The 23,485-nt window shown below is 57.1% G+C and carries 23 protein-coding genes; 9 read left to right on the plus strand and 14 right to left on the minus strand.

Annotation, left to right across the window (positions count from 1 at the left end):
• Positions 1-28 precede the first annotated feature (28 nt).
• Positions 29-2,404, plus strand: coding sequence for a methyl-accepting chemotaxis protein (locus tag E1180_RS10895; protein ID WP_155191209.1), 2,376 nt, complete (start codon positions 29-31; stop codon positions 2,402-2,404).
• A 10-nt stretch (positions 2,405-2,414) separates the two neighbouring features.
• On the opposite strand, the gene E1180_RS10900 is transcribed toward E1180_RS10895, so the two are convergent.
• The 5 genes from E1180_RS10900 to purC form a co-directional block, all read right to left on the minus strand.
• Positions 2,415-2,663: a DUF2164 domain-containing protein gene (locus E1180_RS10900; RefSeq protein WP_155191210.1), complete on the minus strand. Its 249-nt coding sequence runs from the start codon at positions 2,661-2,663 to the stop codon at positions 2,415-2,417.
• A 67-nt stretch (positions 2,664-2,730) separates the two neighbouring features.
• Positions 2,731-3,396, minus strand: a complete 666-nt coding sequence (purQ, locus tag E1180_RS10905; protein ID WP_155191211.1) for a phosphoribosylformylglycinamidine synthase subunit PurQ — start codon at positions 3,394-3,396, stop codon at positions 2,731-2,733.
• A gap of 19 nt (positions 3,397-3,415) precedes the next feature.
• Entirely contained in the window at positions 3,416-3,640 is a 225-nt protein-coding gene (locus E1180_RS22625; RefSeq protein WP_280115240.1) for a phosphoribosylformylglycinamidine synthase-associated small membrane protein, read from the minus strand.
• Positions 3,549-3,788: a phosphoribosylformylglycinamidine synthase subunit PurS gene (purS, locus tag E1180_RS10910; RefSeq protein ID WP_094071342.1), complete on the minus strand. Its 240-nt coding sequence runs from the start codon at positions 3,786-3,788 to the stop codon at positions 3,549-3,551. Before purS ends, E1180_RS22625 begins: the two co-directional genes overlap by 92 nt.
• A gap of 142 nt (positions 3,789-3,930) precedes the next feature.
• Positions 3,931-4,695 (minus strand): phosphoribosylaminoimidazolesuccinocarboxamide synthase, encoded by a 765-nt coding sequence (gene purC, locus E1180_RS10915; protein WP_155191212.1) that lies wholly within the window; start codon positions 4,693-4,695, stop codon positions 3,931-3,933.
• A 312-nt stretch (positions 4,696-5,007) separates the two neighbouring features.
• Between purC and E1180_RS10920 the strand changes: the two genes are divergently transcribed.
• Positions 5,008-5,331: a DUF1476 domain-containing protein gene (locus E1180_RS10920; RefSeq protein WP_155191213.1), complete on the plus strand. Its 324-nt coding sequence runs from the start codon at positions 5,008-5,010 to the stop codon at positions 5,329-5,331.
• Positions 5,332-5,453: 122 nt separating this feature from the next.
• Positions 5,454-6,227 carry an HpcH/HpaI aldolase family protein gene (locus E1180_RS10925; RefSeq protein ID WP_155191214.1) on the plus strand — a complete coding sequence of 258 codons (774 nt, stop codon included), beginning with the start codon at positions 5,454-5,456 and terminating at the stop codon, positions 6,225-6,227.
• 121 nt (positions 6,228-6,348) lie between these two features.
• Here E1180_RS10925 and E1180_RS10930 read toward each other — a convergent pair whose 3' ends face one another.
• The 3 genes from E1180_RS10930 to purB all read right to left on the minus strand — a co-directional run bounded on the left by E1180_RS10930 (position 6,349) and on the right by purB (position 9,138).
• Positions 6,349-6,903, minus strand: coding sequence for an RBBP9/YdeN family alpha/beta hydrolase (locus tag E1180_RS10930; RefSeq protein WP_155191215.1), 555 nt, complete (start codon positions 6,901-6,903; stop codon positions 6,349-6,351).
• 39 nt (positions 6,904-6,942) lie between these two features.
• The gene (locus E1180_RS10935) at positions 6,943-7,692 is read right to left on the minus strand and encodes a metallophosphoesterase family protein (RefSeq protein WP_155191216.1); all 750 of its coding nucleotides are present in this window, start codon (positions 7,690-7,692) and stop codon (positions 6,943-6,945) included.
• A gap of 117 nt (positions 7,693-7,809) precedes the next feature.
• Positions 7,810-9,138 (minus strand): adenylosuccinate lyase, encoded by a 1,329-nt coding sequence (gene purB, locus E1180_RS10940; protein ID WP_155191217.1) that lies wholly within the window; start codon positions 9,136-9,138, stop codon positions 7,810-7,812.
• Positions 9,139-9,295: 157 nt separating this feature from the next.
• Here purB and E1180_RS10945 point away from each other — a divergent pair, with 157 nt between their 5' ends.
• Complete coding sequence (locus E1180_RS10945) at positions 9,296-9,778, plus strand: NUDIX hydrolase (protein WP_155191218.1); 483 nt, start codon at positions 9,296-9,298, stop codon at positions 9,776-9,778.
• A 269-nt stretch (positions 9,779-10,047) separates the two neighbouring features.
• Here the strand turns inward: E1180_RS10945 and E1180_RS10950 are convergent, their stop codons facing one another.
• The 5 genes from E1180_RS10950 to E1180_RS10970 all read right to left on the minus strand — a co-directional run bounded on the left by E1180_RS10950 (position 10,048) and on the right by E1180_RS10970 (position 15,031).
• Entirely contained in the window at positions 10,048-10,671 is a 624-nt protein-coding gene (locus E1180_RS10950; protein ID WP_155191219.1) for a YitT family protein, read from the minus strand.
• Between the two features lie 115 nt (positions 10,672-10,786).
• Positions 10,787-12,391: an APC family permease gene (locus E1180_RS10955; protein ID WP_155191304.1), complete on the minus strand. Its 1,605-nt coding sequence runs from the start codon at positions 12,389-12,391 to the stop codon at positions 10,787-10,789.
• A gap of 80 nt (positions 12,392-12,471) precedes the next feature.
• Positions 12,472-13,143 carry a ribulose-phosphate 3-epimerase gene (rpe, locus tag E1180_RS10960; protein WP_155191220.1) on the minus strand — a complete coding sequence of 224 codons (672 nt, stop codon included), beginning with the start codon at positions 13,141-13,143 and terminating at the stop codon, positions 12,472-12,474.
• 124 nt (positions 13,144-13,267) lie between these two features.
• Positions 13,268-14,005: a DUF2259 domain-containing protein gene (locus E1180_RS10965; RefSeq protein ID WP_155191221.1), complete on the minus strand. Its 738-nt coding sequence runs from the start codon at positions 14,003-14,005 to the stop codon at positions 13,268-13,270.
• Positions 14,006-14,056: 51 nt separating this feature from the next.
• A complete protein-coding gene (locus E1180_RS10970) occupies positions 14,057-15,031 on the minus strand; it encodes a sodium:proton symporter (protein ID WP_196220579.1) in 975 nt (324 codons plus the stop codon).
• A gap of 86 nt (positions 15,032-15,117) precedes the next feature.
• On the opposite strand from E1180_RS10970, the gene E1180_RS10975 reads away from it, so the two are divergent.
• The 3 genes from E1180_RS10975 to E1180_RS10985 all read left to right on the plus strand — a co-directional run bounded on the left by E1180_RS10975 (position 15,118) and on the right by E1180_RS10985 (position 17,585).
• Positions 15,118-16,386 carry an NAD(P)/FAD-dependent oxidoreductase gene (locus E1180_RS10975; RefSeq protein ID WP_155191222.1) on the plus strand — a complete coding sequence of 423 codons (1,269 nt, stop codon included), beginning with the start codon at positions 15,118-15,120 and terminating at the stop codon, positions 16,384-16,386.
• A 197-nt stretch (positions 16,387-16,583) separates the two neighbouring features.
• On the plus strand, positions 16,584-16,883 hold the full coding sequence (locus E1180_RS10980) for a PepSY domain-containing protein (protein ID WP_155191223.1): 300 nt from the start codon (positions 16,584-16,586) through the stop codon (positions 16,881-16,883).
• A gap of 186 nt (positions 16,884-17,069) precedes the next feature.
• On the plus strand, positions 17,070-17,585 hold the full coding sequence (locus E1180_RS10985) for a helix-turn-helix transcriptional regulator (RefSeq protein ID WP_208997076.1): 516 nt from the start codon (positions 17,070-17,072) through the stop codon (positions 17,583-17,585).
• Between the two features lie 60 nt (positions 17,586-17,645).
• Here E1180_RS10985 and E1180_RS10990 read toward each other — a convergent pair whose 3' ends face one another.
• Positions 17,646-18,125 (minus strand): Lrp/AsnC family transcriptional regulator, encoded by a 480-nt coding sequence (locus tag E1180_RS10990; RefSeq protein WP_155191224.1) that lies wholly within the window; start codon positions 18,123-18,125, stop codon positions 17,646-17,648.
• 141 nt (positions 18,126-18,266) lie between these two features.
• Here E1180_RS10990 and E1180_RS10995 point away from each other — a divergent pair, with 141 nt between their 5' ends.
• Positions 18,267-21,788 (plus strand): indolepyruvate ferredoxin oxidoreductase family protein, encoded by a 3,522-nt coding sequence (locus tag E1180_RS10995; protein WP_155191225.1) that lies wholly within the window; start codon positions 18,267-18,269, stop codon positions 21,786-21,788.
• Between the two features lie 474 nt (positions 21,789-22,262).
• Positions 22,263-23,348: a DUF2336 domain-containing protein gene (locus tag E1180_RS11000; RefSeq protein ID WP_155191226.1), complete on the plus strand. Its 1,086-nt coding sequence runs from the start codon at positions 22,263-22,265 to the stop codon at positions 23,346-23,348.
• Positions 23,349-23,485: the final 137 nt, after the last annotated feature.

The following is a 23,485-nucleotide window of genomic DNA, read 5'->3' on the forward strand; positions in this document are numbered from 1 at the left end:
GGGACGGCGTCAACCGCTGGGGTTTTCAATGAAGATTGCCAAGAAACTTCCGATAATCATTGTCGGTCTCGGGCTCACCTGCTCTGCCGCTGTGGGGTTCGCCAGTTATCTTTCTGGTGGTGCGGTTGTCCGCGCCCAGACGGCAGAGCGGCTTGCGGCGTTGTCCGTCAGCCACAAGGAAGCGCTCGTTGCCCAATTGACATCAATATCCAACCAGCTGGTCTCCGTCGCCGAGGGGCAAATGGTGCGCGCGGCGCTGGCGGACTTTGAAAGCGGCTGGGAAAAAGCGGGTGCACAAGCCTCAGAGCGCATGCGCGATGTCTACATCACAAACAATGAACACCCGGCCGGGCAGCGCGATGAACTGGTGCGCGCAGGACGTAAGCCGTATGACCGGTCCCACAAAACCTACCATCCGTTGCTTCGCAGGATCATGAGCGAAAACGGTTACGGCGATCTGGTGATGATCGATATGGCCGGAAACATCGTCTATTCGGTCAAGAAGTTTGATGATTTTGCCGTCAATTTGCGCTCCGGGGACTGGCCGGAAACCCCGATTGCCAAGGTATTTGAGATGGCTGTTTCAAGTCAACCGGACGAAACGTACATGCTGGACCTTGAAAATTATGCGGCAGCGGGCGGTTCGCCAATCTCCATGATGGCGGTTCCGGTCACAATTGGACGCAAGACAATTGGGGTTTTAGCCGTTCATATGCCCACGGCCAAGCTTTCGGAGGGGTTGGCGCGGTATGCCGGCCTTGGCGAGACGGGAAACGTGTTTTGGCTCAATGCCAATGGGCTCATTCAAAATGACAGCGCGCGCACACCTCAAGCAAGCGAACTGAACAGTGACGCCCTTGACCGGATGGAGCTCAAAAACGCTTTCTCCGGCGGCCAAGGTTTCATCACACTGCCGGATTTCGAAGGGACTGCAGTATCGGCGGCCATAAAACCGTTTTCGCTCTTCGGCCGCTCCTATGCAGTTGTCGTGACGCAGGAAAATGCCGAGGTCGAAGCCGCCCTGACTGACCTTGGCTGGCGCTTGCTCCTCATCTCGGGCGCCTTTGCTGTGCTTGCGGGATTGGCCGGGCTGCTTGTATCAAGGGGCATGACCAAAAGGCTGAACAGCCTGGCAAATGCCATGCAGCGGCTCGCCCAAGGGGACGTGGATGTGGCGCTGCCGCCGAACAAAGGGCGCGATGAAATCGATGCGATGACCCTGACCGTGGAGTATTTCCGCGAGAGCGTGAAAAAACGGGCGGAATTGGAAGAAAAGGATGTACTTGACCGTGCCAAGGAGCGCGACCGGCAGAACCACGTCGATAAACTGATCGGCACTTTCCAAGGCGCAATTGGCGATGCTGTCCGGCGGGTATCGGAAAAAACTGACGTCATGCTCCAGAGCGCGGCCAATGTGGACGAGATAGCCGCCCTTGCCGCGGAACGTGCGGGGCATGCAAACCAGGCGACAGAACAGTCTTCAGGCAGTGTTCAGACCGTTGCGTCTGCTGCCGAGGAGTTGACCGCTTCGATTGGTGAAATCGTCAATCAGTCAACGAAGACGGGCGGCATCATCGACGAAGCCACTGATCTTGCCACGGAAACCGATGAACAGGTGACAGGGCTTGCCGGGGCAGCCGAGCGGATTGGCGCTGTGGTGTCGATGATCCGTGACATTGCGGCACAAACGAACCTCTTGGCCTTGAACGCAACCATCGAGGCGGCGCGTGCCGGAGAAGCCGGCAAGGGCTTTGCCGTTGTTGCGTCCGAAGTGAAGGCGCTGTCCGAGCAGACGTCGAAGGCAACGGAAGAGATTGAAGACCAGATTACCGGCGTCCAGTCGCTGACACAGGAATCGCTGGCTTCCATTCGCAAGATCGTTGCCGCCATCGAGAAGGTCCAATCAATGGCCACCTCGATAACGGAGGCTGTTGGAGATCAGAGGCTTGCTACCGAAGAAATCACCAAGAGTATTTCGATTGCCGCTGACGGGACGCATGTGGTTCTTGAAAATGTCACTCAGGCATCACAGGCCATAGGCTCAACGGCGCAGGAAGCAGCCGCAGTCAACGAGGCCAGCTCCGAGGTCAGAAACATTTCGTCCGAGCTTTTCGAAGCTGTCGAGGAGTTTCTGAAGTCGATGACCAATGATCTGAATGAGCGGCGCAGGGCGTTGCGGCGGAAGGTCAATGGTGAGCGCGCGGAGCTGATTGCTGATGGCCGCAGGTTTCGTGTCCGTCTTCGCGATGAGACGGATGAAGGACTCGGTTTACACCCACTTGACGACCTCACGGTCGGCATGGAGGTCCGGATTTCCCGGAAGGGGCTGCCGGATCGGACGGGGAAGGTGGTATGGGCGACCGGTGACGGCGCTGGAATTGAGTATGACCCGATAAGGATGTAGCGCGTTCGGTCTACTCGCGGACCGGTTTTTCCATTGCATAGAGTTCATCGGCAATGTCATCGGCGCGCCGCGCAATCAACGCCTGCGCATCTTTGAGGCCCAGATTGTAAAAATGGGCGCCAAGATGCTCGCTGATGAATTCAATCAGCATGTCGGCATCCATGTTGCCGATACCTATTTCAAGTTCCTCGTCCAGATAGCGCCGGATCTCATTACTGAGTTTGGTGCGGGTTTCCGGGTCGAGTTTGAAATCAGTCATGAATGTAAGCGCCTTGAGACAACTGCCGGATCCAGTTTGCCCGGCAGTCTTCAGCGTAAAGGCCGGTTCAGGCTGCGTCCAGCACGCTTTCGAAGAGTGTGCGTCCATCGAGCCCGCCATGCAGCGGCTCCACAAGGTTCTCCGGATGCGGCATCATCCCAAGTACATTGCCCTTGGCGTTCATGACCCCGGCAATATCGTTGATGGATCCGTTCGGATTGGTTCCGTTGGCATAGCGGAAGACCACTTGTCCGTTGTCTTCTACCTGTTTCAGTGTTTCCGCATCCGCAAAGTAATTGCCGTCATGATGCGCGACCGGACACCGCCATACCTGACCTTTTTCAAACTTCTTTGAAAAACGCGTTGCGGTATTCACCGTCTCCATCATCACTTCCCGGCAGACGAAAGTCAGGCCGGCATTGCGCATCAATGCACCCGGCAGCAAACCGGCCTCGGTGAGGATCTGGAAGCCATTGCAGACACCCAGTACCGAGACGCCGCTGTTCGCCTTCGCAACGAGGTCTTTCAGGATCGGCGAGCGGGCCGCAATGGCCCCGGAGCGGAGATAGTCACCATAGGAAAAACCGCCCGGAACAACGACGAGGTCAACATCCGGCAATGTCGCTTCGGTATGCCAGACGCTTTCGGGGCGTGTTCCGCTGATCAGTTCCAAAGCGTGGAACATGTCGCGGTCGCGATTGGAGCCTGGGAAGACGATGACAGCGGTTTTCATGGACTATGTCTCAGCTGGTCTAGAGCAGTACAAGGACGGCGATCAGAGCCGCACAGGCTGGCAGTAAAATGAAGACCGCCGCTTTGAGCGCCATGAACTTTATGGCTTTGCGCGTGTCGTCGTTCACTGCCCGGCCCTGCTTGTGTTTGGCGTCAGGCGATTTCGATTGCGTAGTTCTCGATGACGGTGTTGGCGAGCAGCTTCTCACACATCTGTTCAAGCTCAGCCTTTGCAGCGGCTTCATCGGAGCCCGTTAGTTCGACATCGAACACCTTGCCTTGGCGGACGGAGCCAACATCGCCGAATCCAAGGCCGCCAAGCGCACCTTCAATGGCTTTTCCCTGAGGATCGAGCACACCGTTTTTCAAGGTGACGATCACACGTGCTTTCATTTTGTATAGTCTCCGTAGCAACTGACCGGGCCATTTGCTGGCTCCATACACCAGCCAGACCAGTTCTGAAAGGCCCAGAACAATTGTGAATAAAAAACCCCCGCCAATCTTTTTCAGACGGCGGGGGCGGGTCCTGCAGGTCTCACTGTACCAGTGTCGGGCCGGAACCGACCGGGCGTTCCTGGCTCACGATGATCCCCAGGCGCCGGGCAACTTCCTGATAGGCTTCAAGCATGCCGCCCATGTCGCGGCGGAAGCGGTCCTTGTCCATCTTGTCGTTGGTCTCGATGTCCCAAAGACGGCAGCTGTCCGGTGAGATTTCGTCAGCGACGACGATGCGCATCATATCGCCTTCAAAAAGGCGGCCGCATTCGATCTTGAAATCAACCAGGCGGATGCCAACACCAAGGAACAGACCAGACAAGAAGTCATTCACCCGAATGGCCAGTGCCATGATGTCGTCGAGTTCCTGGGGAGTTGCCCAGCCAAAGGCAGTGATGTGCTCTTCGGCCACCATGGGATCGTCTAGTTCATCATTCTTGTAGTAGAATTCGATGATCGAGCGCGGCAGCTGCGTGCCTTCTTCGAGGCCGAGCCGCTTGGCAATGGATCCTGCTGCAACATTGCGCACGACAACCTCGAGCGGAATGATCTCCACTTCGCGGATCAGCTGCTCGCGCATATTCATGCGCCGGATGAAGTGAGTCGGGATCCCGATCGCATTCAAATGATTGAAGATGTATTCGGAAATGCGGTTGTTCAGGACACCCTTTCCGTCAACAATCTCATGTTTCTTGTTATTGAAGGCGGTGGCGTCATCCTTGAAATGCTGAACCAGGGTTCCCGGCTCCGGACCTTCATAGATGATCTTGCCTTTTCCTTCGTAGATGCGCCGGCGGCGGTTCATAGGCAGTTCCGTACTATGTCTTGAGATAAATTCTGCATGGGTCCATGACCTTCAAGATCGGCTTCCGGGACGTTTCTCGCCGTCGACCAGCAAGCCTTGATCAGGTCACCAACCCCGATCGGCGGCGCGGAACTTACCCGAAGCTTGGAAAAAGTACAATCTTATGTTTGGTGCCGCCCCGCATGCCCGGTCTGCTTTTGGTGCATGGATTTGACCAACTGCGTTGATTTAACCGCCAGTGAGGGATATGCAAGAGACCAAATCACCCCCATATAGGGGGCGTGCACAAGCGCAGTTCAGGAGACGATAGGTATGAGCACATTCGACAAGCGCGAGCAGGGATTTGAAAACAAATTCGCGCATGACGAGGAGCTGCGGTTCAAGGCGACCGCGCGCCGCAACAAACTGCTGGGCCTGTGGGCGGCCGGTCTCCTCGGCCATGAGGGCGAGAAGGCGGAAGAATATGCCAAGGAAGTTGTCCGTGCGGACTTTGAAGAGCCGGGCGATGAGGATGTGTTCCGTAAGATCCGCGCCGATTTCGATTCAAACAGCATTGAGCAGTCCGATCATCAGATCCGCCGTACAATGGACGAACTGATGGCAACCGCTGTCACGCAGCTGCAAAACGAAGGCTAAGCTTCTTCGGCAATCCGAATGAAAGCGCCTGCCGGCAACGGTGGGCGCTTTTTGCGTTTTGAGGACTTGTAGTTGTGCCGGAGTGCCGGTCAAATGCCTGGAAATGCATAAGGGAGAAGATCATGGCGAAGGCAACGTTTCTCGCGGACAAGCTGCGGGCCGGAAAAACTGTTATCACGGGATGGTCGCTGCTTCCCGCTCCCATGATTGCCGAACTCTTCGCGCGAAGCGGCTATGAAGCGGTCACTCTCGATCTGCAACACGGAATGTATGATTTCAACAGCGCTTGCGAGGCGCTGGCGCTCATTGCATTGGCCGGGAGCAACCGTATCGTCCGTCTTCCGGTCGGGGATCTCGCCCTGACGGGGCGGCTGGCTGATATGGGCGCGGAATGTTTGATCGCACCGATGGTGAATTCCAAGGAAGAGGCGCAAGCCTTTGCCGATGCGGTCAAGTATCCCCCGCGCGGCCAGCGCAGCTGGTCTCCGTTCCGGGCTGCCATGCTCAGCCGCCAGACCAGCGATCAATATCTTCAAAACGCCAACGATCAAACACTGGCATTCGCCATGATCGAAACGCAGGAGGCGATTGATGCACTGGATGATATCCTGGCGGTGGAGAGCCTTGATGGCGTGTTTGTCGGGCCGAGTGATTTGTCGCTTGCCCTAACGCATGGCCGCCGTCTCGACCCCAATGGTGAGAAAACCGCGAAAGCCTGCGCTGACATTGCGGCAAAGGCGACGGAAGCCGGAAAGATCGCCGGCATTTTCTGCCTCAATGAAGCCAAGGTCCGCGAGGCTGTCGGCCAGGGATACCGCCTGATCTCGCACGGCATCGACACGATTTTCCTGGATCACTCGGCGAGGGCTGCTTTGCGGGAAGTCGAGGGCCTTTGAGACCTGGCGTGGGCACTTCTTGAGAGGATCGGGCAATTGCGGGAAACACCCAAGGATGCCCGGTCATCAAGTATCGATCAGTTTTGAGGCGTAAACCGAATGCGATTTACCGCCGCTTGATCTAGCCGAGTTTTTTCATAAACCCGGCGAAAGACATCATGCCCTCCGGCCAGAGGCCGTGCCCGCTTTCCAGATTGATATGCCCCGCATTGCCGGCATCCTGAAACGTTGCTCCCCACGCCTTTGCGAAGGCCTCGGCACGGGCAAAATCACAATAGGGGTCATTGCGGCTCGCCACGAGATGACTGCGGAAGGGCAGGGGATCCTGTGGCACCGGCTTGAAGTCGCCGCCATCGAATTCTGCCACAAGCCCTTCGCGGTCCCAGTCCGAAGGGGCGACAAGGTAGGCACCCAATACCTTGTCTTTCAGGGCATGGGCTCCATGGGCCACCAGAACGCAGCCAAGCGAGTGGGCCACAAGAACCACCGGCCGTTTGGCCGCTTCCACATCTTCAACCAGCTTTTCCAGCCATGCCTTTTTCGAAGGCGTGTGAAGCTCCGCTTGCCTCACGATACGGGCGGTCGGCATCTTGTTTTCCCAGCGCAAAATCCAGTGCCCTGGGAGCGTCTGGCCGTAACCTGGAACCAGCAAAATGTCGGTGTCAGCAATTTTCATGGGGCGTATTCTGGTCTCTGGGTAAAGGTGTGAGTGGTTTCAGGACAACGGCCCGAAAAATCCATGTTTAAGAGCGCGGGCCCAGCCGAGCCTGCCATTTTTTTCAGCTTCCTTTGAGGCCGCATCCCAATCATAGGGAAGGATCTTTTCCTGAAAAGACCAACCGCGCTCAGACTTGGTCATGACAGCATAGCGGGCATGCGGGCTGCCGGCCTCCATCTTGTGTTTGTTCGGATGGTCGTCCTCATACGACGGAAGGCCAACGCTCCCCGGATTGAGAAGGGTTTGACCGGTTTTTTGGAGCCGGATAACGCGCGGAATGTGGGTGTGCCCGCAACAAATGATCGGGGACTTTTCGCCCTTGAGCTCAGCCAGCAAAGTCTCTTCGTCCGGCAAATGACCCTTTGGCCCCTCGACTTTTTCGGTCAAATACCGGTCGTCATTGTCCGGGGTGCCATGACATAGGAAGATCTCGCCGTCCAACCGGATTGTTGGTTTTGCCGTCTTGAGCCAATTGATGCTCTCGGAGGAAAGCCGTTCTGCCGCAAAGGCATCCGTCGGCCCCATTTTCTCGATCGGGTCTTCAAGGACGATCCGGTCATGATTGCCGCGTATGGTCGGCCAAGCCGTATCTCTTAGGATCGCAGCCGTATCTTCCGGCCAGAGCGGTCCGGAAACGCAGTCCCCCAGATTAACAACAAGGTCAGGCGCCTCGGATTTCAGGTCGGCTAGAACGGCCTCTAGAGCGAGAACGTTGCCATGAATGTCCGAGACAACCGCGATTTTCATGGGGTGCTGCCTTTGCCCTCGTCGCCATCCCTGCAGCTGCAGGCTCAAGGAGACCATCCAGTTTGTAAGAATGCAGGGGCCCCGCAGAAACAGGGGCGCCCAGGGATGGGAAATAGGTCAGCTTTCCCCGAACACCCGCTGGAAGATCACGTCGACGTTCTTGGTGTGGTAGCCGAGATCGAAGCGGTCGCGGATTTGGTCTTCCGAAAGGTAATTCCGGACATCTTCGTCGTTGAGCAATTCGGTCAGGAAGTCGACCTTCGCGTCGCCGGACACCTGATAGCTGTCCCAGACCTTCATGGCGTTGCGCTGAACGAGGCGGTAGGCGTCTTCACGGGAAGAGCCTGCCTGGGTGAGTGCCAGCAGGATCCGCTGGGAATGGACCAGACCGCCAAGGCGGTCCATGTTCCCCATCATGCGCTCCGGATAGACGACCAGCTTGTCGATGACGCCGGTGAGGCGGGCAAGGGCAAAGTCGAGGGTCACGGTGGTGTCCGGGCCGATCATGCGCTCAACGGAGGAATGCGAGATGTCGCGCTCGTGCCACAGAGCCACGTTTTCCATGGCCGGAACGGTAGACATGCGCACCAGACGGGCCAGGCCGGTCAGGTTTTCGGTCAGGACCGGGTTGCGCTTGTGCGGCATGGCCGACGAGCCCTTCTGGCCCTTGGAGAAGAATTCTTCTGCTTCCAGAACTTCCGTGCGCTGCAAGTGGCGGATTTCTGTCGCAAGACGCTCGATGGATGACGCGATGACGCCAAGAGTTGCGAAATACATCGCGTGACGGTCGCGCGGGATGACTTGCGTTGAGACCGGCTCAGCCTGCAGGCCAAGTGCTTTAGCGACATGTTCTTCAACGCGCGGGTCGATATTGGCGAAGGTGCCGACAGCGCCGGAAATGGCACCGGTGGCGATTTCTTCCCGGGCGTTCAAAAGGCGGGATTTGCAGCGGTCAAATTCGGCGTAGGCCTGGGCCATCTTGAGGCCAAAGGTGACGGGCTCGGCATGGATGCCGTGGGAGCGGCCGATGGTGACTGTGTCTTTGTGTTCAAATGCCCGGCGTTTGATGGCCGCCAAGAGATCGTCCATGTCCTTCAGGAGAAGATCCGTTGCCTTGACGATCTGGATGTTGAAGCAGGTGTCGAGAACATCCGACGAGGTCATGCCCTGGTGGACAAACCGGGCATCCGGTCCAACGATCTCCGCAAGGTGGGTTAGGAAAGCGATGACGTCGTGCTTCGTTTCCCGTTCGATTTCGTCGATGCGGTCGATGTCGAAGGTGGCAGTCCCGCCTTTTTCCCAGATCGTTTTCGCAGCTTCCTTTGGAATGACGCCGAGCTCGGCCAGAGCATCACAGGCATGGGCTTCAATCTCGAACCAGATGCGGAATTTCGACTCCGGAGACCAGATATCGACCATGTCTTGGCGGGAATAGCGCGGGATCATCGCTGGATCAGTCCTTAATTTGGGAAAAGCTGGCTGCGGGATAGCAGAGGCGCGGGCAGCCTTCAATCAAATGCCGCCGATTTTGCTTGCGAGCAGACAAACAATGTGAATTTTAACAGGCAGATTCCGGAACCTTAAGCAACCACTGGGAGTGGGAATGACCATCTGGCGGCCATCAAATTGGATCACCGTGAAGGCCCTTGCTCTCGTGTGGCAGGACGATGCACTTTTGGTTTTCGATGTCGAGGATGATCTCGGCCGTGTCAAAGGCGTGCGCCCGCTCGGCGGCACAATCGAATTCGGCGAGCCATGGCGGGATGCCTTGAAACGGGAATTTCTCGAAGAGCTTGGCGCACATATCGCCTTGAGCAAAGATCACTTCGTCCTGGAAAACATCTACGACCATCATGGCAATGTCGGCCACGAGATCGTGTTCCTTTGCCATGCGCATTTTTCCGATCCGAAGTTCTATCGCAAAGACACGATCCGGTTTCTGGAGCACGATGAGACAGAATGCGTTGCCCGGTGGATGAGCCTTGCGGAGATGGAGGCAAAGCAGGTGGAACTGTTTCCAAACGGTCTGAAAGAAAAGCTTGCTACAGCGTCTCCAAAACCGCCGGCAACGGTCAGGCTCAGTTAGTGTGGTGGAACTGAAATTTGTTTCACAACGGAGGCAAATTTTGGAACGAATTCCCATTCCGGAAACGACACCAAATCAGCGGGCTATAGTCCGGGCCTGATCGGTCGCCAAGGCTGATTGATTTTACAGTAGTCGAGCAATTTCGGTCGCTTCTGACATAACACCCAGTACTCTGGAAACATGGATCGGATCGTCACCTTTGTGAATCTGAAGTTCAGAGCATGCCGGCACAGGAGCCGAATTTCAGATCAAGGGAACAGAACCTGTCTTCAGTGCACGATATAACGGTCGCGGCGATGATTGACCGCGATGAAGAAGTTCAGGATGAGCGACCCGAAAATCGACCAGAGCACGATTTCAAACGGAAACAAAAACAGGGCGGCGGTGAATATCAGGACGTCCGCAATTTGCTGGACATATCCTGCTTTAAAGCCTGTTGCATCCTGAATGGTCAGGGCAAGAGCGGTCATGCCGCCAAGACTGCTCTTGTGCCGGATGCAGGCCAGAATCCCTACACCTGCAAGCGCCCCGAACGCCAGTGTCCCGACGAGCGGATTCAGAGCCTCAAACACGATGATGTCTCTTAGAAGATCCACCGTGACCGCCATTGCTGTGACGCAAAGAGCCGATTTGATCGTGAATTCAAGGCCAAGCTTTTTATAGGTGAACCAATAAAATGGCAGGTTCACCAGGAAGAAAATCAGGCCAAAATTCATATCCAGAACGTAGGACAGGAGAAGGGCCAGGCCTGCACTCTGACCCGTCAAAAATCCGAGTTGAGACAGGAAAACCACGCCAAGCGAGCAGGTGAAGACGCCGAAGGAAAGGCCTTGAAGATCTTCCAAAGCAGACTGTTTTTGAGTGTTTGCGGCAACGGGTGTGGCTGCGGGCATGGAGTGTTGGACCTTAAACTAAATACGTCAGTATTGCTGTCCTAAAATACACCATGTTGCAGGGCAGCGCCAGCCCAACCGCCAAGCCGGTCCAATTTCGATCCGCCTGCGGAACTCATGAGCCCATCCGCTCGACCGGCCCGTCTCCGTCCGGTCCGTATTCTTCGATCTCATCGGCTTTTTCTTCAGCCATATACTGGTCGAATTTCGATTGATGCAGGCTGAGCCGTGCGGCCAGGGCGTATATGGCGGCTGCAAACAGGCCCACCACAGCAATGTCGGGGCCGACTGGCAGGAAACCGGCGCCGCCGCCGAACGAGCCGAGATAGGAGAGCAGCATAATGCCCAGGAGATATGGGCCCAGCCATATGGCTTCGCGCCAGTCAAGCTGCGCCATGCCGATCCGCATGCCTCTATAAAGAAGCAACAAGATTCCCAGCCCAAGGCAAATGCCGAGATGCAACATGGTGCTCCATCCGCTCCAGTAGATGATGAGCGTTGCGACCACGAATGCCAGACAGCCGGTGAGGGGAGCTGCGGGCAGGACAAAAGCTCTTGGCGTGTCCGGAAGCAATCGGCGGAACGCGAGCACCGCAATCGGCCCGACCACGAAGGACAGCACGATCGAGGACGTGTTGAGCGCCAGGACTTCCTTGAATGGCAAAGCCACGAAAAACAAGGCCGAGACCACGAAGTTGACCATGAGGGCAAACAGCGGCACGCCGCGCTTGGACAGGGTTTCCATGAATTTTGGAAACAGACCATTCTGGGCCATGGCGAGCCCAAGCCGCGCATTGGAGCCGACCGATACCAGGCCCGACGCGAAGGAGGAGATCCGGGCGCTTGTATCGAGGATCGAGACGATCCACAGCGCACCGACCGCTGTTGCCAAAGCGGCCATCGGCCCAAGTTCGCCGGTAAAATGCAGTGCCGGCCACCCGTTCTGCAACTGGCTGTGATCAAGAGCGCCGAGAAAAGCCAGCTGCAGGCCGCCATAGATCAGAAGGCAGATGACAAGAGAAAAGATCAGTGCCAGCGGCACATTTACCTTCGGGTTTTTGGCCTCTCCCGCCATATCGATCACATGGCGGAAACCAATGAGGGCAAAGATGACCCCGCCTGTTGAGATGGCTGACAGGATGCCCTTGATGCCCTCCGGCGCAAATCCGCCATAGTTCTCAAAATTCGCGTACCGGAATTCCGACGTTAAGATGGCCGCAGCCAGGAGTGCGGGAACCACGATTTTGACCCAGGTCAGGGCGGTGTTGATGCGCGCGAAAAACCGGACGCCAAATGCATTCAAAATCGTGAAAACAATCAGTAGCAACATGGCAACGCCAAGCCCGGCAGCGCTCAGATTGCCATCGCTCTCATAAAGCCACGGCGCCAAACTTGTCGAATAGCGCAGCACGGCCTCAACCTCGATGGTGGCCGTGGTGTTGTAGCCGACCCAGGCAGTCCAGCCCATGGTCATGGAGACCACAGAGCCGTGGGAGAAGTGCGGAACACGTCCGATACCGCCTGCAACCGGAAGGATTGTCGCGATTTCGGCGAAGGTTGCAGCCAGCAAAAGCATGGCAAATCCGCCGATGGCCCAGGCGATCAAGGCGGAGGGACCAGCCGCTTGAGCGGCCAGGAGGGGCGCAAACAGCCAACCAGACCCTAAAATCCCGCTGATCGCGACGAACGTCAGGCCGAGCAGGCCAATGCTGCGGTTCATATGCGACAAGACTAGCCCCCTCGTCTGATGGTTCGACCATAGCCGAGGGGGAGGCCGTTCGGAAAGACAGTTACGGAATTTTAGTTGGAGCCGACGGACGCTCTTATGGCTTCGATATTGCCCCGGTAACTCTCGACGCTGCCGCCTTTGAAGACTGCAGATCCGGCCACCAGCACGTTGGCGCCTGCATTTGCAACAAGCGGAGCTGTTTCGGGCGTCACACCACCGTCGATCTCCAGGTCGATTGGCCGGTCACCAATCATTTGCTTGATGCGCCGTGTCTTTTCGACCATCGCATCAATGAACTTTTGGCCGCCAAAGCCGGGATTGACCGTCATGACCAGAATAAGATCGAGGCGGTCCAGAACGTATTCAAGCACGCTTTCCGGTGTTGAGGGGTTGAGTGACACACCGGCCTTCTTGCCAAGATTCCGGATCGCCTGGAGCGACCGGTCAAGGTGCGGCCCGGCTTCTGCGTGAACCGTGATGATATCCGATCCGGCCTTGGCGAAGGCTTCCAGATAGGGATCGCATGGCGCGATCATGAGGTGCGTATCGAAAACCTTGTCGGTGTGCGGGCGCAGCTTGGCGATCACATCAGGACCGAAGGTGATGTTCGGCACGAAATGGCCATCCATAACATCGAGATGAATCCAATCCGCCCCGGCGTCGACAACATCCCGGACTTCCTGTCCGAGTTTTGAAAAGTCGGAGGCGAGAATGGACGGTGCGATCTTCAGGTCTTTGGACATGGTGTTCCCGATTTGAAATGCGTGCGGCTGTGGACAGTCTCACCGGGGCGCTAGCATGGGCTAGGGGTCCATTCAACGTCTTTGTCCCTGCCACAGCGTTTTCGCAACGCTGTGGCTGAGCTGGTTACAAGCGTCCGGTGATTGCTAATATCCGGCCGTCAGGTCCCTCAAAACCGTGTTTGAGGACTTGGACCAGGATGGCAAGGACGGGTGGTTTTCCGTCCGGGAAATAGGAAACGACCCGCTCGATCCTGTAGCCAATCGCACATCCCCGGCTTTTCGGAAGCTGGGTGTCCGCATGCCGGACACGGGCTTCACCGCCATGGACCGTGTTCAACTGAAAGCCTGCTGTCTCCACACCGTAACTTGCGCAAGTCGCATCAGGCATCGGGAACTGCTGGAGTTCGATGTCCATGGGGTCATCGATCGGTGGGACGACCGGGCGCAAATTTACGGTCATCTTGTAAGGATCTGCAGACAACTCGGTCACGGGACTATGGCCAACTGTCTCACCTTTGCCAGCAATACCCTTGTCCTGGAGCAGCTGTTGCGCGGTCAGCCGGTTTTGGGCCCGGGTCTCCTGCAGCAGCGCATCGGGATCGTATCCCTGGCTGTCGTCTATTTCGTCCCGCTGACGAAATGGCGACGGGCGAACCCAGCTGTCTTCGAAAACGTCGAGAACAAAGATTTCAGAGTATGGGAAACCGGAACCGTCCTGAATACCGTACTGCTCGAACGCGAAGTACCGGCCATCCTCGGAAAAACCCAGAACCTGCACCTTGGCCATATCTCCGGCGGACGCCGGGACCGCCAGACCCAACAGTCCGAAACAAAAAAGCGACAGAACCGCAAATACCCGCATGGGAGCCTCCCTTTCAAACCGATGAGCGACAATAGCGCAGGTTTCGGGCCCTTAGGTGTTCAAGGTCACAGATTTCAGGTTCAACCGGCAGAAAACTCTGACAAACGGTTTCATGAACAAAGGCATCATGTAAATCGGGAATTGGCCAACGGCGAACCAGAGCCAGGTGAACTCTGGAATGGCCCCGCCGAAAGCCGCGACCATCAACCCCATGTTCCGGGTGCCGCATGTATGCGCGATCGCATAGGCGTCTTCGCGTCCGGCCGGGGCGAACAGCAGAAGGGTCAGGCCGATCTGAGCAAGGGCCAGGAGAAAGGTCAGGCCGGTAAGTCCCAAAGTGAACAAGGGCTGGCTGACAAAACTGGCTGCGACACCATCCATGGCGGCAATGGCAAACACCAGCAGCAGCAACACATTCATTCCGCTGATGTGATTTGCGCTTCGCGACAGGCGTTCGGTGCCCGCCAGTTTTCGCAAGACGAGCGCCGTGACAAAAGCCCCGACCAGCAGGCCTGCCAATTGGATGGCCAGGCTGCCCACGCTGAGCGGCAGGGCTGCGCCCAGCATCAGCTCACCAATCAAGGGGGCCGTCAGCGGGGTGATGATGAGTGCTGCGACCGACAAGGCCAGGCTGAGAGTCCCGTCCAGACCCAGAAGATACAAAAAGGCCGGTGCAGCCATGACCGGCGGTGGGGCAATAGCGATGAACAGGGCCAGGACAAGCTCCGGTCCGAACCTTTCCAGATTGAAGCCATGGACCAGGAGAACAAGAAGCAGCGGCGCACCGATCATCATCCACAAGAGGGCCAGAACGAGTGTCCTGGGGTGCCTCAGCCGGTACCGGACCGCATTGTGGTCGACCCGCAGGAAAGCCAGCGTTAGCAGACTGAAGACGGCGACACCGAGATAGGGCCGGAGAAGGGCTGAAAACGCCGGCAGGGCCATTCCGATAAAGATACTCACAGCAAGCGCGGCTGTTCCGTGCCTGCCGACAAACGCCAAACCTGCCCCTGCGATCCGAATCATTTAAAGATATCTCCTGAAAGTGTACGTGAAGGCAGGCACTTACCTAACTATCGGATCCGGCGGGTGCGCGCCAGTCCGGGATGGCCATGAAAAAGCAGACGAAGCCGGTTCAGACATTTGATGTCCTGGTCCTCGGGGCCGGAATCGTCGGTGTGTCTACCGCGATCTACCTGCGCCGCTTCGGTCTGGATGTCGCTTTGATCGACCGAAAGCATCCCGGTGAAGAGGCCTCATTCGGAAACGCCGGGATCATCCAGAGAAACGGCTTTGTGCCCCCGTCGATGTCGCCGGGCCTCGGCACTCTCCTATCGACGGCGCTGGGGCACTCGACCGCGGTCCAGTATTCTCTTCCGGCCTTGATTGGGCTCTTGCCGTGGTTGCGGCGGTATTTCAGAGCCTCTTCTGGTGCTGCGGCCGAAGCTTATTGCAGGGCGGTTGCGCCCTTGCGCGCCTTGGCCGTTGAAACGCATCTGGAGCTCGCCAGCAGCACGAATGCGGACCGGTATTACCGCCGGGGCGGTTGGCTGCATCTTTACCGGTCAGGCAACTCTTACCGGGCCAGCGAGGCCGAGCGGTACTATGCCCGTATCTATGGAGTGTCCTATGACGAGCTGTCGCCGGGTGATCTGGGCCTTCTTGAGCCGGGTTTGAAGCTCAAGGATCTGCCGACAATCCATTGGCCCGAAACCCGCTCAGTTTCCAATCCCGGAGCGGTGGTTGACGCCTTCTGGCGGGGCTTCATCCAAGATGGTGGAGCCTATTTCCGGGCGGATGCACTAAAGGTCCAGCAACAGCGTGGCGGTTGGGCGGTGGCCGGCGAACGGGCGAGCGTGTTCGGCCGTCATGCGGTTGTTGCGCTGGGCGCCTGGTCCACGGACTTTTTGAAGATGCAGGGCGAGACCTATCCGCTGGCGGCAAAACGCGGATATCATATGCATTACCGGCCGAAATCCGGGGCGTCCTTGTCCCGTCCTGTGGTGGATATCGACAATGGGTTCGTGCTGACGCCGACGGATAACGGTATCCGGTTGACGACGGGTGTGGAACTCGCCAGCCGGGATGCGCCTGCAAATCCGGCCATTATTAAGCACGTGAAGCGCAAGGCCGAAGAGCTGTTCCCGCTGGGGCGTGCCCTTCAGGACGCGCCGTGGATGGGATCCAGGCCTTGCCTGCCGGATTCCCTTCCGATTGTCGGAGCGTCCCAGAAAACCCGTGGCTTGTGGTTCAATTTCGGCCACGGTCATGATGGTTTTACGCTTGGGCCGGTGACGGGCAAGCTTCTTGCCGAACTCATTACCAATAAGCCCTCCAGTGCGGACCTTGCACCATTTTCTCCTCTCCGGTTTTTCAGCTGAAAAGAACTCGAACGCTCAGCGCCTGAAACCGGGATTTTGGCTGCACCGTCCATAAACACGGACAAAACTGTCCTAAACCAGGGTTTAGAGACGGGTTTATAAGCTTTTGAGCAATGGTTCCGGCATGGGGCCGGGGTCAGATCGGGGAGGCCGGTGGCTATGCCGACCCCGACATTAATTCACAATAGGACCCGAAAATGCTCAAGACCAAAAAGTATTCCGCTCTTTCCATCCTGTCCTCTTGCGCCGTGATCGCCGTTGCAGGTGGTGCGATGGCTGCCGCGTCCTTGGGAGAAACCGTCGGAACGACGGATGAGGAAATCCGCGCAGCACTTACAGCACACGGCTACACTGTTGAGGAAATCGAGCGCGAAGGGGGCGAACTGGAAGTTGAAGTCACTTTGAACGGCCAAGCGATGGAATTCGGAATCGACCCGACGTCCGGCCAGATCCTGGAAATGGAGCTGGAAGACGATACCGATGACAGTGACGAATAACATCTGACTTGGCCCGTCCCCGGCCGGACCGCCGCTCGGTCTGCCCCGACCAGCCGGCCGGGGATCCACTTCTCCGTTGCCGGATGATGTGTTCCCGGGCTATTTCTTTGAATAGATTTAGCTGCTCTGAACTCCAACGAATTGGCCTGGAGTGGCTTCCTTTAAGCCGAAAGGATGCGTTTTATAATGCCCGGTTCGATAACATGGCGGTCGGCGCGGCCTTGGCTGCTATTTGGTCTGCTTGGCTTCTGCGTGTTCTTCATTGTGACAGAAGAAGCTGTGAGTGCCATTTGGGGCGAGGATCCCGACAGTCTTCTGGAAAGTGATGTTCTGGAATACATGGTGATCACAGCGCTAGTCTTGGGCTTTGTTGCGTCGGGATTTGAAGTGCGCCAGACCCTAAACCGGCAGCGGCGCCTTGAACAGCAGATCAAGGCGGCTTCGGGCGCCTTCATAACGTTGCTGGAAGAGCATTTCGAGGCTTGGGCACTGACACCATCTGAGGCGGACGTTGCCATGCTGGCCCTGAAAGGGTTCTCCATCTCGGAGATTGCGAGTATCCGCAAAACGGCGGAAGGAACGGTGAAAGCTCAGTGTAATGCGATCTACCGCAAGGCCGGAGTTTCTGGCCGTCCGCAGCTCCTGTCGCTGTTCATAGATGAACTTCTGAATGGGGCCATGGAAGACAAACAGGCCGCATAATCGCCGGGCGGTCTGAAACGCGCTCCCATTGGGCCAGTTTTCATCAACAGTATGGCTTGTTCAGCTTTCCCTCAACGGCAGCGCCACGGTATCTTTCACCGTATTGACAACGATCCGGGACTGGACGTCGGAGACAAGGGTGTTGTCCAGCAATTTTAACCGCAGAAAATTGTCGTAGGTTTTGATATCATCGGTCACGACCTTGATGAGGTAATCGACCGCACCGGTGATCCGTTCACACGTGACGACCTCCGGCCAATGATGCACGAGCTTGTCGAATGTCTCCATGTTCTCGCGGCTCGGCACAGCCAGTTTGACAAAGGAGTATGCAACAAAGCCGAGACCGACCGATTCCCGGTCAATTATTGCAGTGATCTGGCGGATGATGCCCTGTTCCTTAAGCCGCTTGATCCGCCGCCAGCACGGCGTTTGGCTCATGCCGGCTTCTTTGGCCACTTCGGCAATCGAAAGGGAGGCGTCCCTTTGCAGAACGCGCAAAACACGCACGTCCGACGGGTCGAGAAGATATTTATCGGTCATTGGTCTTTATAGGAATTATTATGCTGCCCCAAGGTGATTGAGGGCGACGATAGCACAGAAATTGCCTAAGAAAAGGATGATATTACTCTGACAAGCTGCTTGGGAGTGCAGCTGCGCAATCGACGCTAAGGAGGACGCTGGATGAATGTGCATGTGCCAACCGTAACCCTGGATGACAAATATGTCTCGACACAGGGGCGGGTCTACCTGACTGGCATACAAGCGCTTGTCCGCCTTGTTTTGGATCGTGCCCGGCTTGACCGCGCAGCGGGTCTGAAGACAGGCGGCTTTGTGTCCGGCTATCGCGGCTCACCGCTTGCAGGGTACGACACCGAGCTTATGCGCGCGCACCGCCACCTCAAAGGGTATGATCTGGTTTTCAAGCCCGGCGTGAACGAGGAACTCGGCGCCACTGCCGTGTGGGGCAGTCAGAAGCTGCGCGGCGAAGGCGGCGTTGGCCGTGCGACCGATTATGATGGCGTTTTCGGGGTCTGGTATGGCAAGGCGCCGGGTGTCGACCGGGCAGGCGATGCACTGCGCCAGGCAAACGCTTCGGGAACCGACCGCAACGGCGGCGTGCTCGCGCTTGCTGGCGATGACCACCTGGCCAAGTCTTCCATTCTTCCGGCCCAGAGCGAATTCTTCTTCGAGCATGACGAGATTCCCGTGCTGAATCCGGCGGACATTCAGGATGTTCTGGATTTTGGCCTCCATGGCCTCGAAATGTCCCGGTTCAGCAGTCTTTGGACAGCGCTGATCTGTGTCGCCGATACGATGGATGCCTCGGCTACGATCAACATTTCACCTGACCGTTTGCGCCTGATCCGGCCGCTGGAAGGGGATCCGCGCAAGGACTACCATCAAAACCGGGACCTTCTTCTCGGCAACCGGCTGGAAACAGAGCGTCTTGTCCGTGATTTGCGGATTCCGGCGGCCCTTAATTATGTCCGTACCAACGGCCTGGACCGCGTTGCTTTTGGAACACGTGGACAGGTCAAGCTTGGTATCGTAGCTTCCGGAAAAGCCTACCGCGACTTGCTTCAGGCGCTGGATCTGATGGGACTGGACGAGGACACAGCCAAGGCGCTGGGTCTTGCAGTCTACAAGGTTGCAATGACATGGCCTCTGGAGCCCCTGGGGCTTCGCGATTTTGCCCGGGGCGCGGAACGTCTTCTTGTTCTTGAGCATAAGCGCGCGTTCATGGAGCCGCAGATCAAGAGCATTTCCTATCACTGGCCCGACATGAGCCGGCCGGAAATCTGGGGCAAGCAGCGCCCGGATGGGTCTCATTTCCTGTCTGACGTGCTGGAGCTCTCAGTTGCCGAAATCATCGAAGGCCTGATGAACTGGCTGCCGCGAGAGGCTGTAACCGAGGAAATGCGCGCCGTTGCAGCCCGCATGACAAAACAGGCCATGTGGGCACAGGGCCACGCGGAGCGTGCTGCCAGGATCCCTTACTTTTGTTCCGGTTGCCCGCACTCCACATCGACGAAGACACCGGAGGGATCCCGGTCCATGCCAGGGATCGGCTGTCACGCCATGACTGAAATGGCCGGACGGAGCACGGAAGGCCAGATCCAGATGGGCGGTGAAGGGGTGCTGTGGGTCGGCCAGCAACCGTTCTCCGGTGACAGCCACGTGTTCGCAAATGTCGGCGATGGAACCTACTTCCATTCCGGTATTCTGGCCATCCGCCAGGCGCTCGCCTCAAAGGTGCCGATCACCTACAAGATCCTTTACAACGATGCCGTTGCGATGACCGGCGGTCAGGAACATGACGGCCAGCTGTCCGTGCCGCAGATTTCCCGGCAGCTTGAGGCCGAAGGTGTCGAGCGCATTGCAATCGTGTCGGAAAACCCGGACCAATATGGGTCCTGGGCGCAAATTGCGCCGACCGCCAAGGTTTATCATCGCGATGAGCTCATGAATGTGCAGAAAGACCTGCAGTTGTTCAACGGTGTTTCCGTCATAGTCTACGACCAGACATGTGCCGCAGAAAAACGGCGCCGGCGCAAGCGCGGTCTTTATCCTGATCCTGACAAGCGGCTCTTTATCAATGACCGGGTCTGCGAAGGATGTGGCGATTGCTCCGTGCAATCGAACTGCCTGTCCGTTGAGCCGCTGAAAACACCGTTCGGGGAAAAGCGGGTTATCAACCAGTCCAGCTGCAACAAGGACTTTTCGTGCATCAAGGGTTTCTGCCCATCCTTCGTCGAAATTGAAGGCGCGGACCTGAAAAAGCCGAAAAAAGCTGATGTCGATATCGATGCGCTGGTCGAAAATCTGCCGCAGCCGGTGCTCGCAAGCCTGGAACGCACGCACAACACGCTGATTGCTGGCATTGGCGGCATGGGCGTCACGACAATCAGTGCCGTTCTGGCGATGGCCGCGCATATCGACAACAAGCAGGCCTCCACACTGGACATGACCGGTCTTGCCCAGAAAGGCGGACCTGTCACCTCTCATGTGCGATTTGCAGCCAGCGACCGGGCTATTGAAGGTCCCCGCGTCCCGGCCGCCAGCCTTGATCTGTTGATCGCCAGTGACATGGTGGTCGCCACAAACGCGGATCAGCTGGCCCTGGCTCACAGGGGGCATACGGTCAGCGTTGCCAACACAAAAGTGGCGCCGACGGCCGAGTTTGTCCTGAAACAGACGCTGTCATTTGACGAAAGCCGGATGGACACCGCGCTTCGGGATGCGTCCGGCACATACCTTGCCATGGACGCAGCCGACATTGCTGAAAAGCTGCTCGGTGATGCCATTTACGCAAACATGTTGCTGGTTGGTATGGCTTATCAAAGCGGTGCTTTGCCGATTTCAGATGAGGCAATCGAAACGGCGCTGGAGCTCAATGGTGCAGCCGTTGCAAACAACATCAAGGCCTTCCGTGCCGGGCGCGTACTCGCGGCAACGCCGGAGGTGTTGCTTGGAGCGCTTCCGAGCGCACAAAAACCGCCGGAATTCACGCTGGATGAAAAAATCGCTTTCAATGCCGAAGAGCTGATCAAATATCAGGATCTGGCCTATGCCGAGCGGTACCGGTCGCTTGTGGCATCGGTCAAGGCTGCGGACGAGGTCCATGGTCCGGGTACCTACCGCTTGACCCGGACAGTGGCCGATCTGCTCTACAAAGTGATGGCCTACAAGGACGAGTATGAAGTTGCGCGGCTGTATTCAGACCCTGCTTTCAAGGAGAAGGTCGCACAGCGGTTCGAAAATCCCCGGAAGCTGAAAATCCACCTTGCGCCGCCACTCCTGGCGCAGCGTGTGGATGCAAAAACCGGACGTCCTCAGAAAATTGCCTTTGGTCCGTGGATCTTCTCCGCGTTCAAGATCCTCGCTGGCCTGAAGTCGTTCCGCGGCAAATGGTATGACCCGTTTGGACGCACCGCCGAGCGCAAGGCGGAGCGGGCGCTTATTACGCAGTATGAAAATGATATTGCCGAGATCATAAAGCGCCTGCCGCAAAGCAAATACGGCCTTTTGGTCGAGCTGGCGCGCATCCCCGAACTTGTCAAAGGGTTCGGGCCGGTGAAGGAAGCCAATATGAAGGTGGCCAGCGGCAAGCGTGAAGTTCTGCTGCAACAGCTGGATCAGCGCACCGATGGCGGAAATGACGGGGATGAGGCCGGCAAGGTCTTCTTGCAGGCGGCCGAATAAACGCCCCAAGTTTATCCAAACGATCAAGAACCGGTGCCATTTGGCACCGGTTTTTGTTTCTTCAATGGATGGGGGCGCCTGGTCAATCAGGCGGGCTTCGACGCGCGCGCATGCCGGAAAGCGCCGGACAAGCTCACGCGCTTAGACAAGGAATTGCCGCGGGAAGCGCTGTTAACAAATTTAACCGGCAAGACCGTGGAATGGGCAGCAACAGCATCTTACGCTGCATTTTTTGAACCGGTTCAAAACTTTTTTGGAGCTCAAACGGGCCGTTCCTGAAGCTAAAATCGAACTGAAAATTCAGAAAAAACAGCTGGTTATGGTGTATGTGTCAGGAGAAATTCAAATTAGCGGCGTATTTTAGTTAAAGACAATTATATTCTCGAAATCGGCGTTTCTGTCTTCTTTAAGTCTCCCCTTCATCTTCCGTATCAACGCCGGATAGCGGCATGAACGAACAATTGGTGCGTAAGAATGACTGAAGCGTTGAAAACAGAACTGGTGAACTTTTCGGAGCTGACCGGGGAAGCTGGAAGCGCCCGCAGGGCAGAACTCGCCCGGCATGTGGCTACTCTGTTTGCCCTTACATCAGACCGGTGTTCTGATGAACAGGTGGACATTTATGATTCAGTCCTGCTGCGCCTGGTCGACATGGTTGAGACGGAAGTCCGCCGCTACGTGGCCGATCAGATGGCCAGCCTGCGCCGGGGTCCGGAAGAGACCATCCGGCGGCTGGCGGACGATGATATTGAAGTCGCTGAGCCGATCCTTGTCCGCTCAACCGTGCTGCGGGATGCGGATCTTATCAAGATCGCTGAAAAGCGCGGAAATGCCCACCAGTTTGCCATCGCGCAACGTGAAGTGCTGTCACAGGAGGTTACAGACATCCTGATCCGCTCGGGTGATCTGAAGGTAAAGCGTAAGGTTGCAGGCAACGACGGAGCCCGCCTGTCCGACACGTCCGTCATGGCATTGATTTCAGACGCCGCCTCTGATGCAACGCTGCAATTGACCTTGAGCGAACGGGCCGATTTGGCAGAAAGCCACATCGCAAACCTCCTCTCCGTCGCAAGCGAAGAAGTCCGCCGCAAACTTCATGCCGAGGGCCGCGCGCAGGATGCCAACCGGCTTGATGAGGCTGTCGATATCGCAGCGCAACGCATGTCCAATCAATATTGGCTTGGACGCTATGACTTTGAGACCGCGCGCAGCCGCATCATGCTGCTTGCAAAGCGCGGAATGGTCAACGAGGCCGCATTGCGCAGGTTCGCGTCCGAAGACAGGTTTGCAGAAGCCGTTGCGACCTTTGCCTGGCTTGTGCGGTGTGGTGTTGAAGAAGTCAGCCACTGGATGGTGCGCCCTGACCCGGAGCCGTTCATCATCCTTGCAAAGGCGTCCGGCTTTTCCTCCATCACGGTCGGCGCCCTGCTGGGAATCGGTCCCTGGCGGCACCGCCTTACACCGGAGCAGCGCAGCGATGCCATGTCCGTGTTCGAGCGCATGACGATTGCAGAAGCAAAGCGCAAGATGGCCCACTGGAGCCACACGGTTCTCAACTGATATCCAGTGACCCCAAAGATTCAAAACCCGGCCCGTTTGGCCGGGTTTTTGTTTTGGTACCAGCGAGATTGGGACCCATAGCTTTTCAGGCTTGGGAATCCGTGCTTTAGAGATGGCAAATTGACCATGCAAGGGAC

Source organism: Roseibium denhamense (assembly GCF_009711415.1).
GTDB lineage: Bacteria > Pseudomonadota > Alphaproteobacteria > Rhizobiales > Stappiaceae > Roseibium > Roseibium denhamense.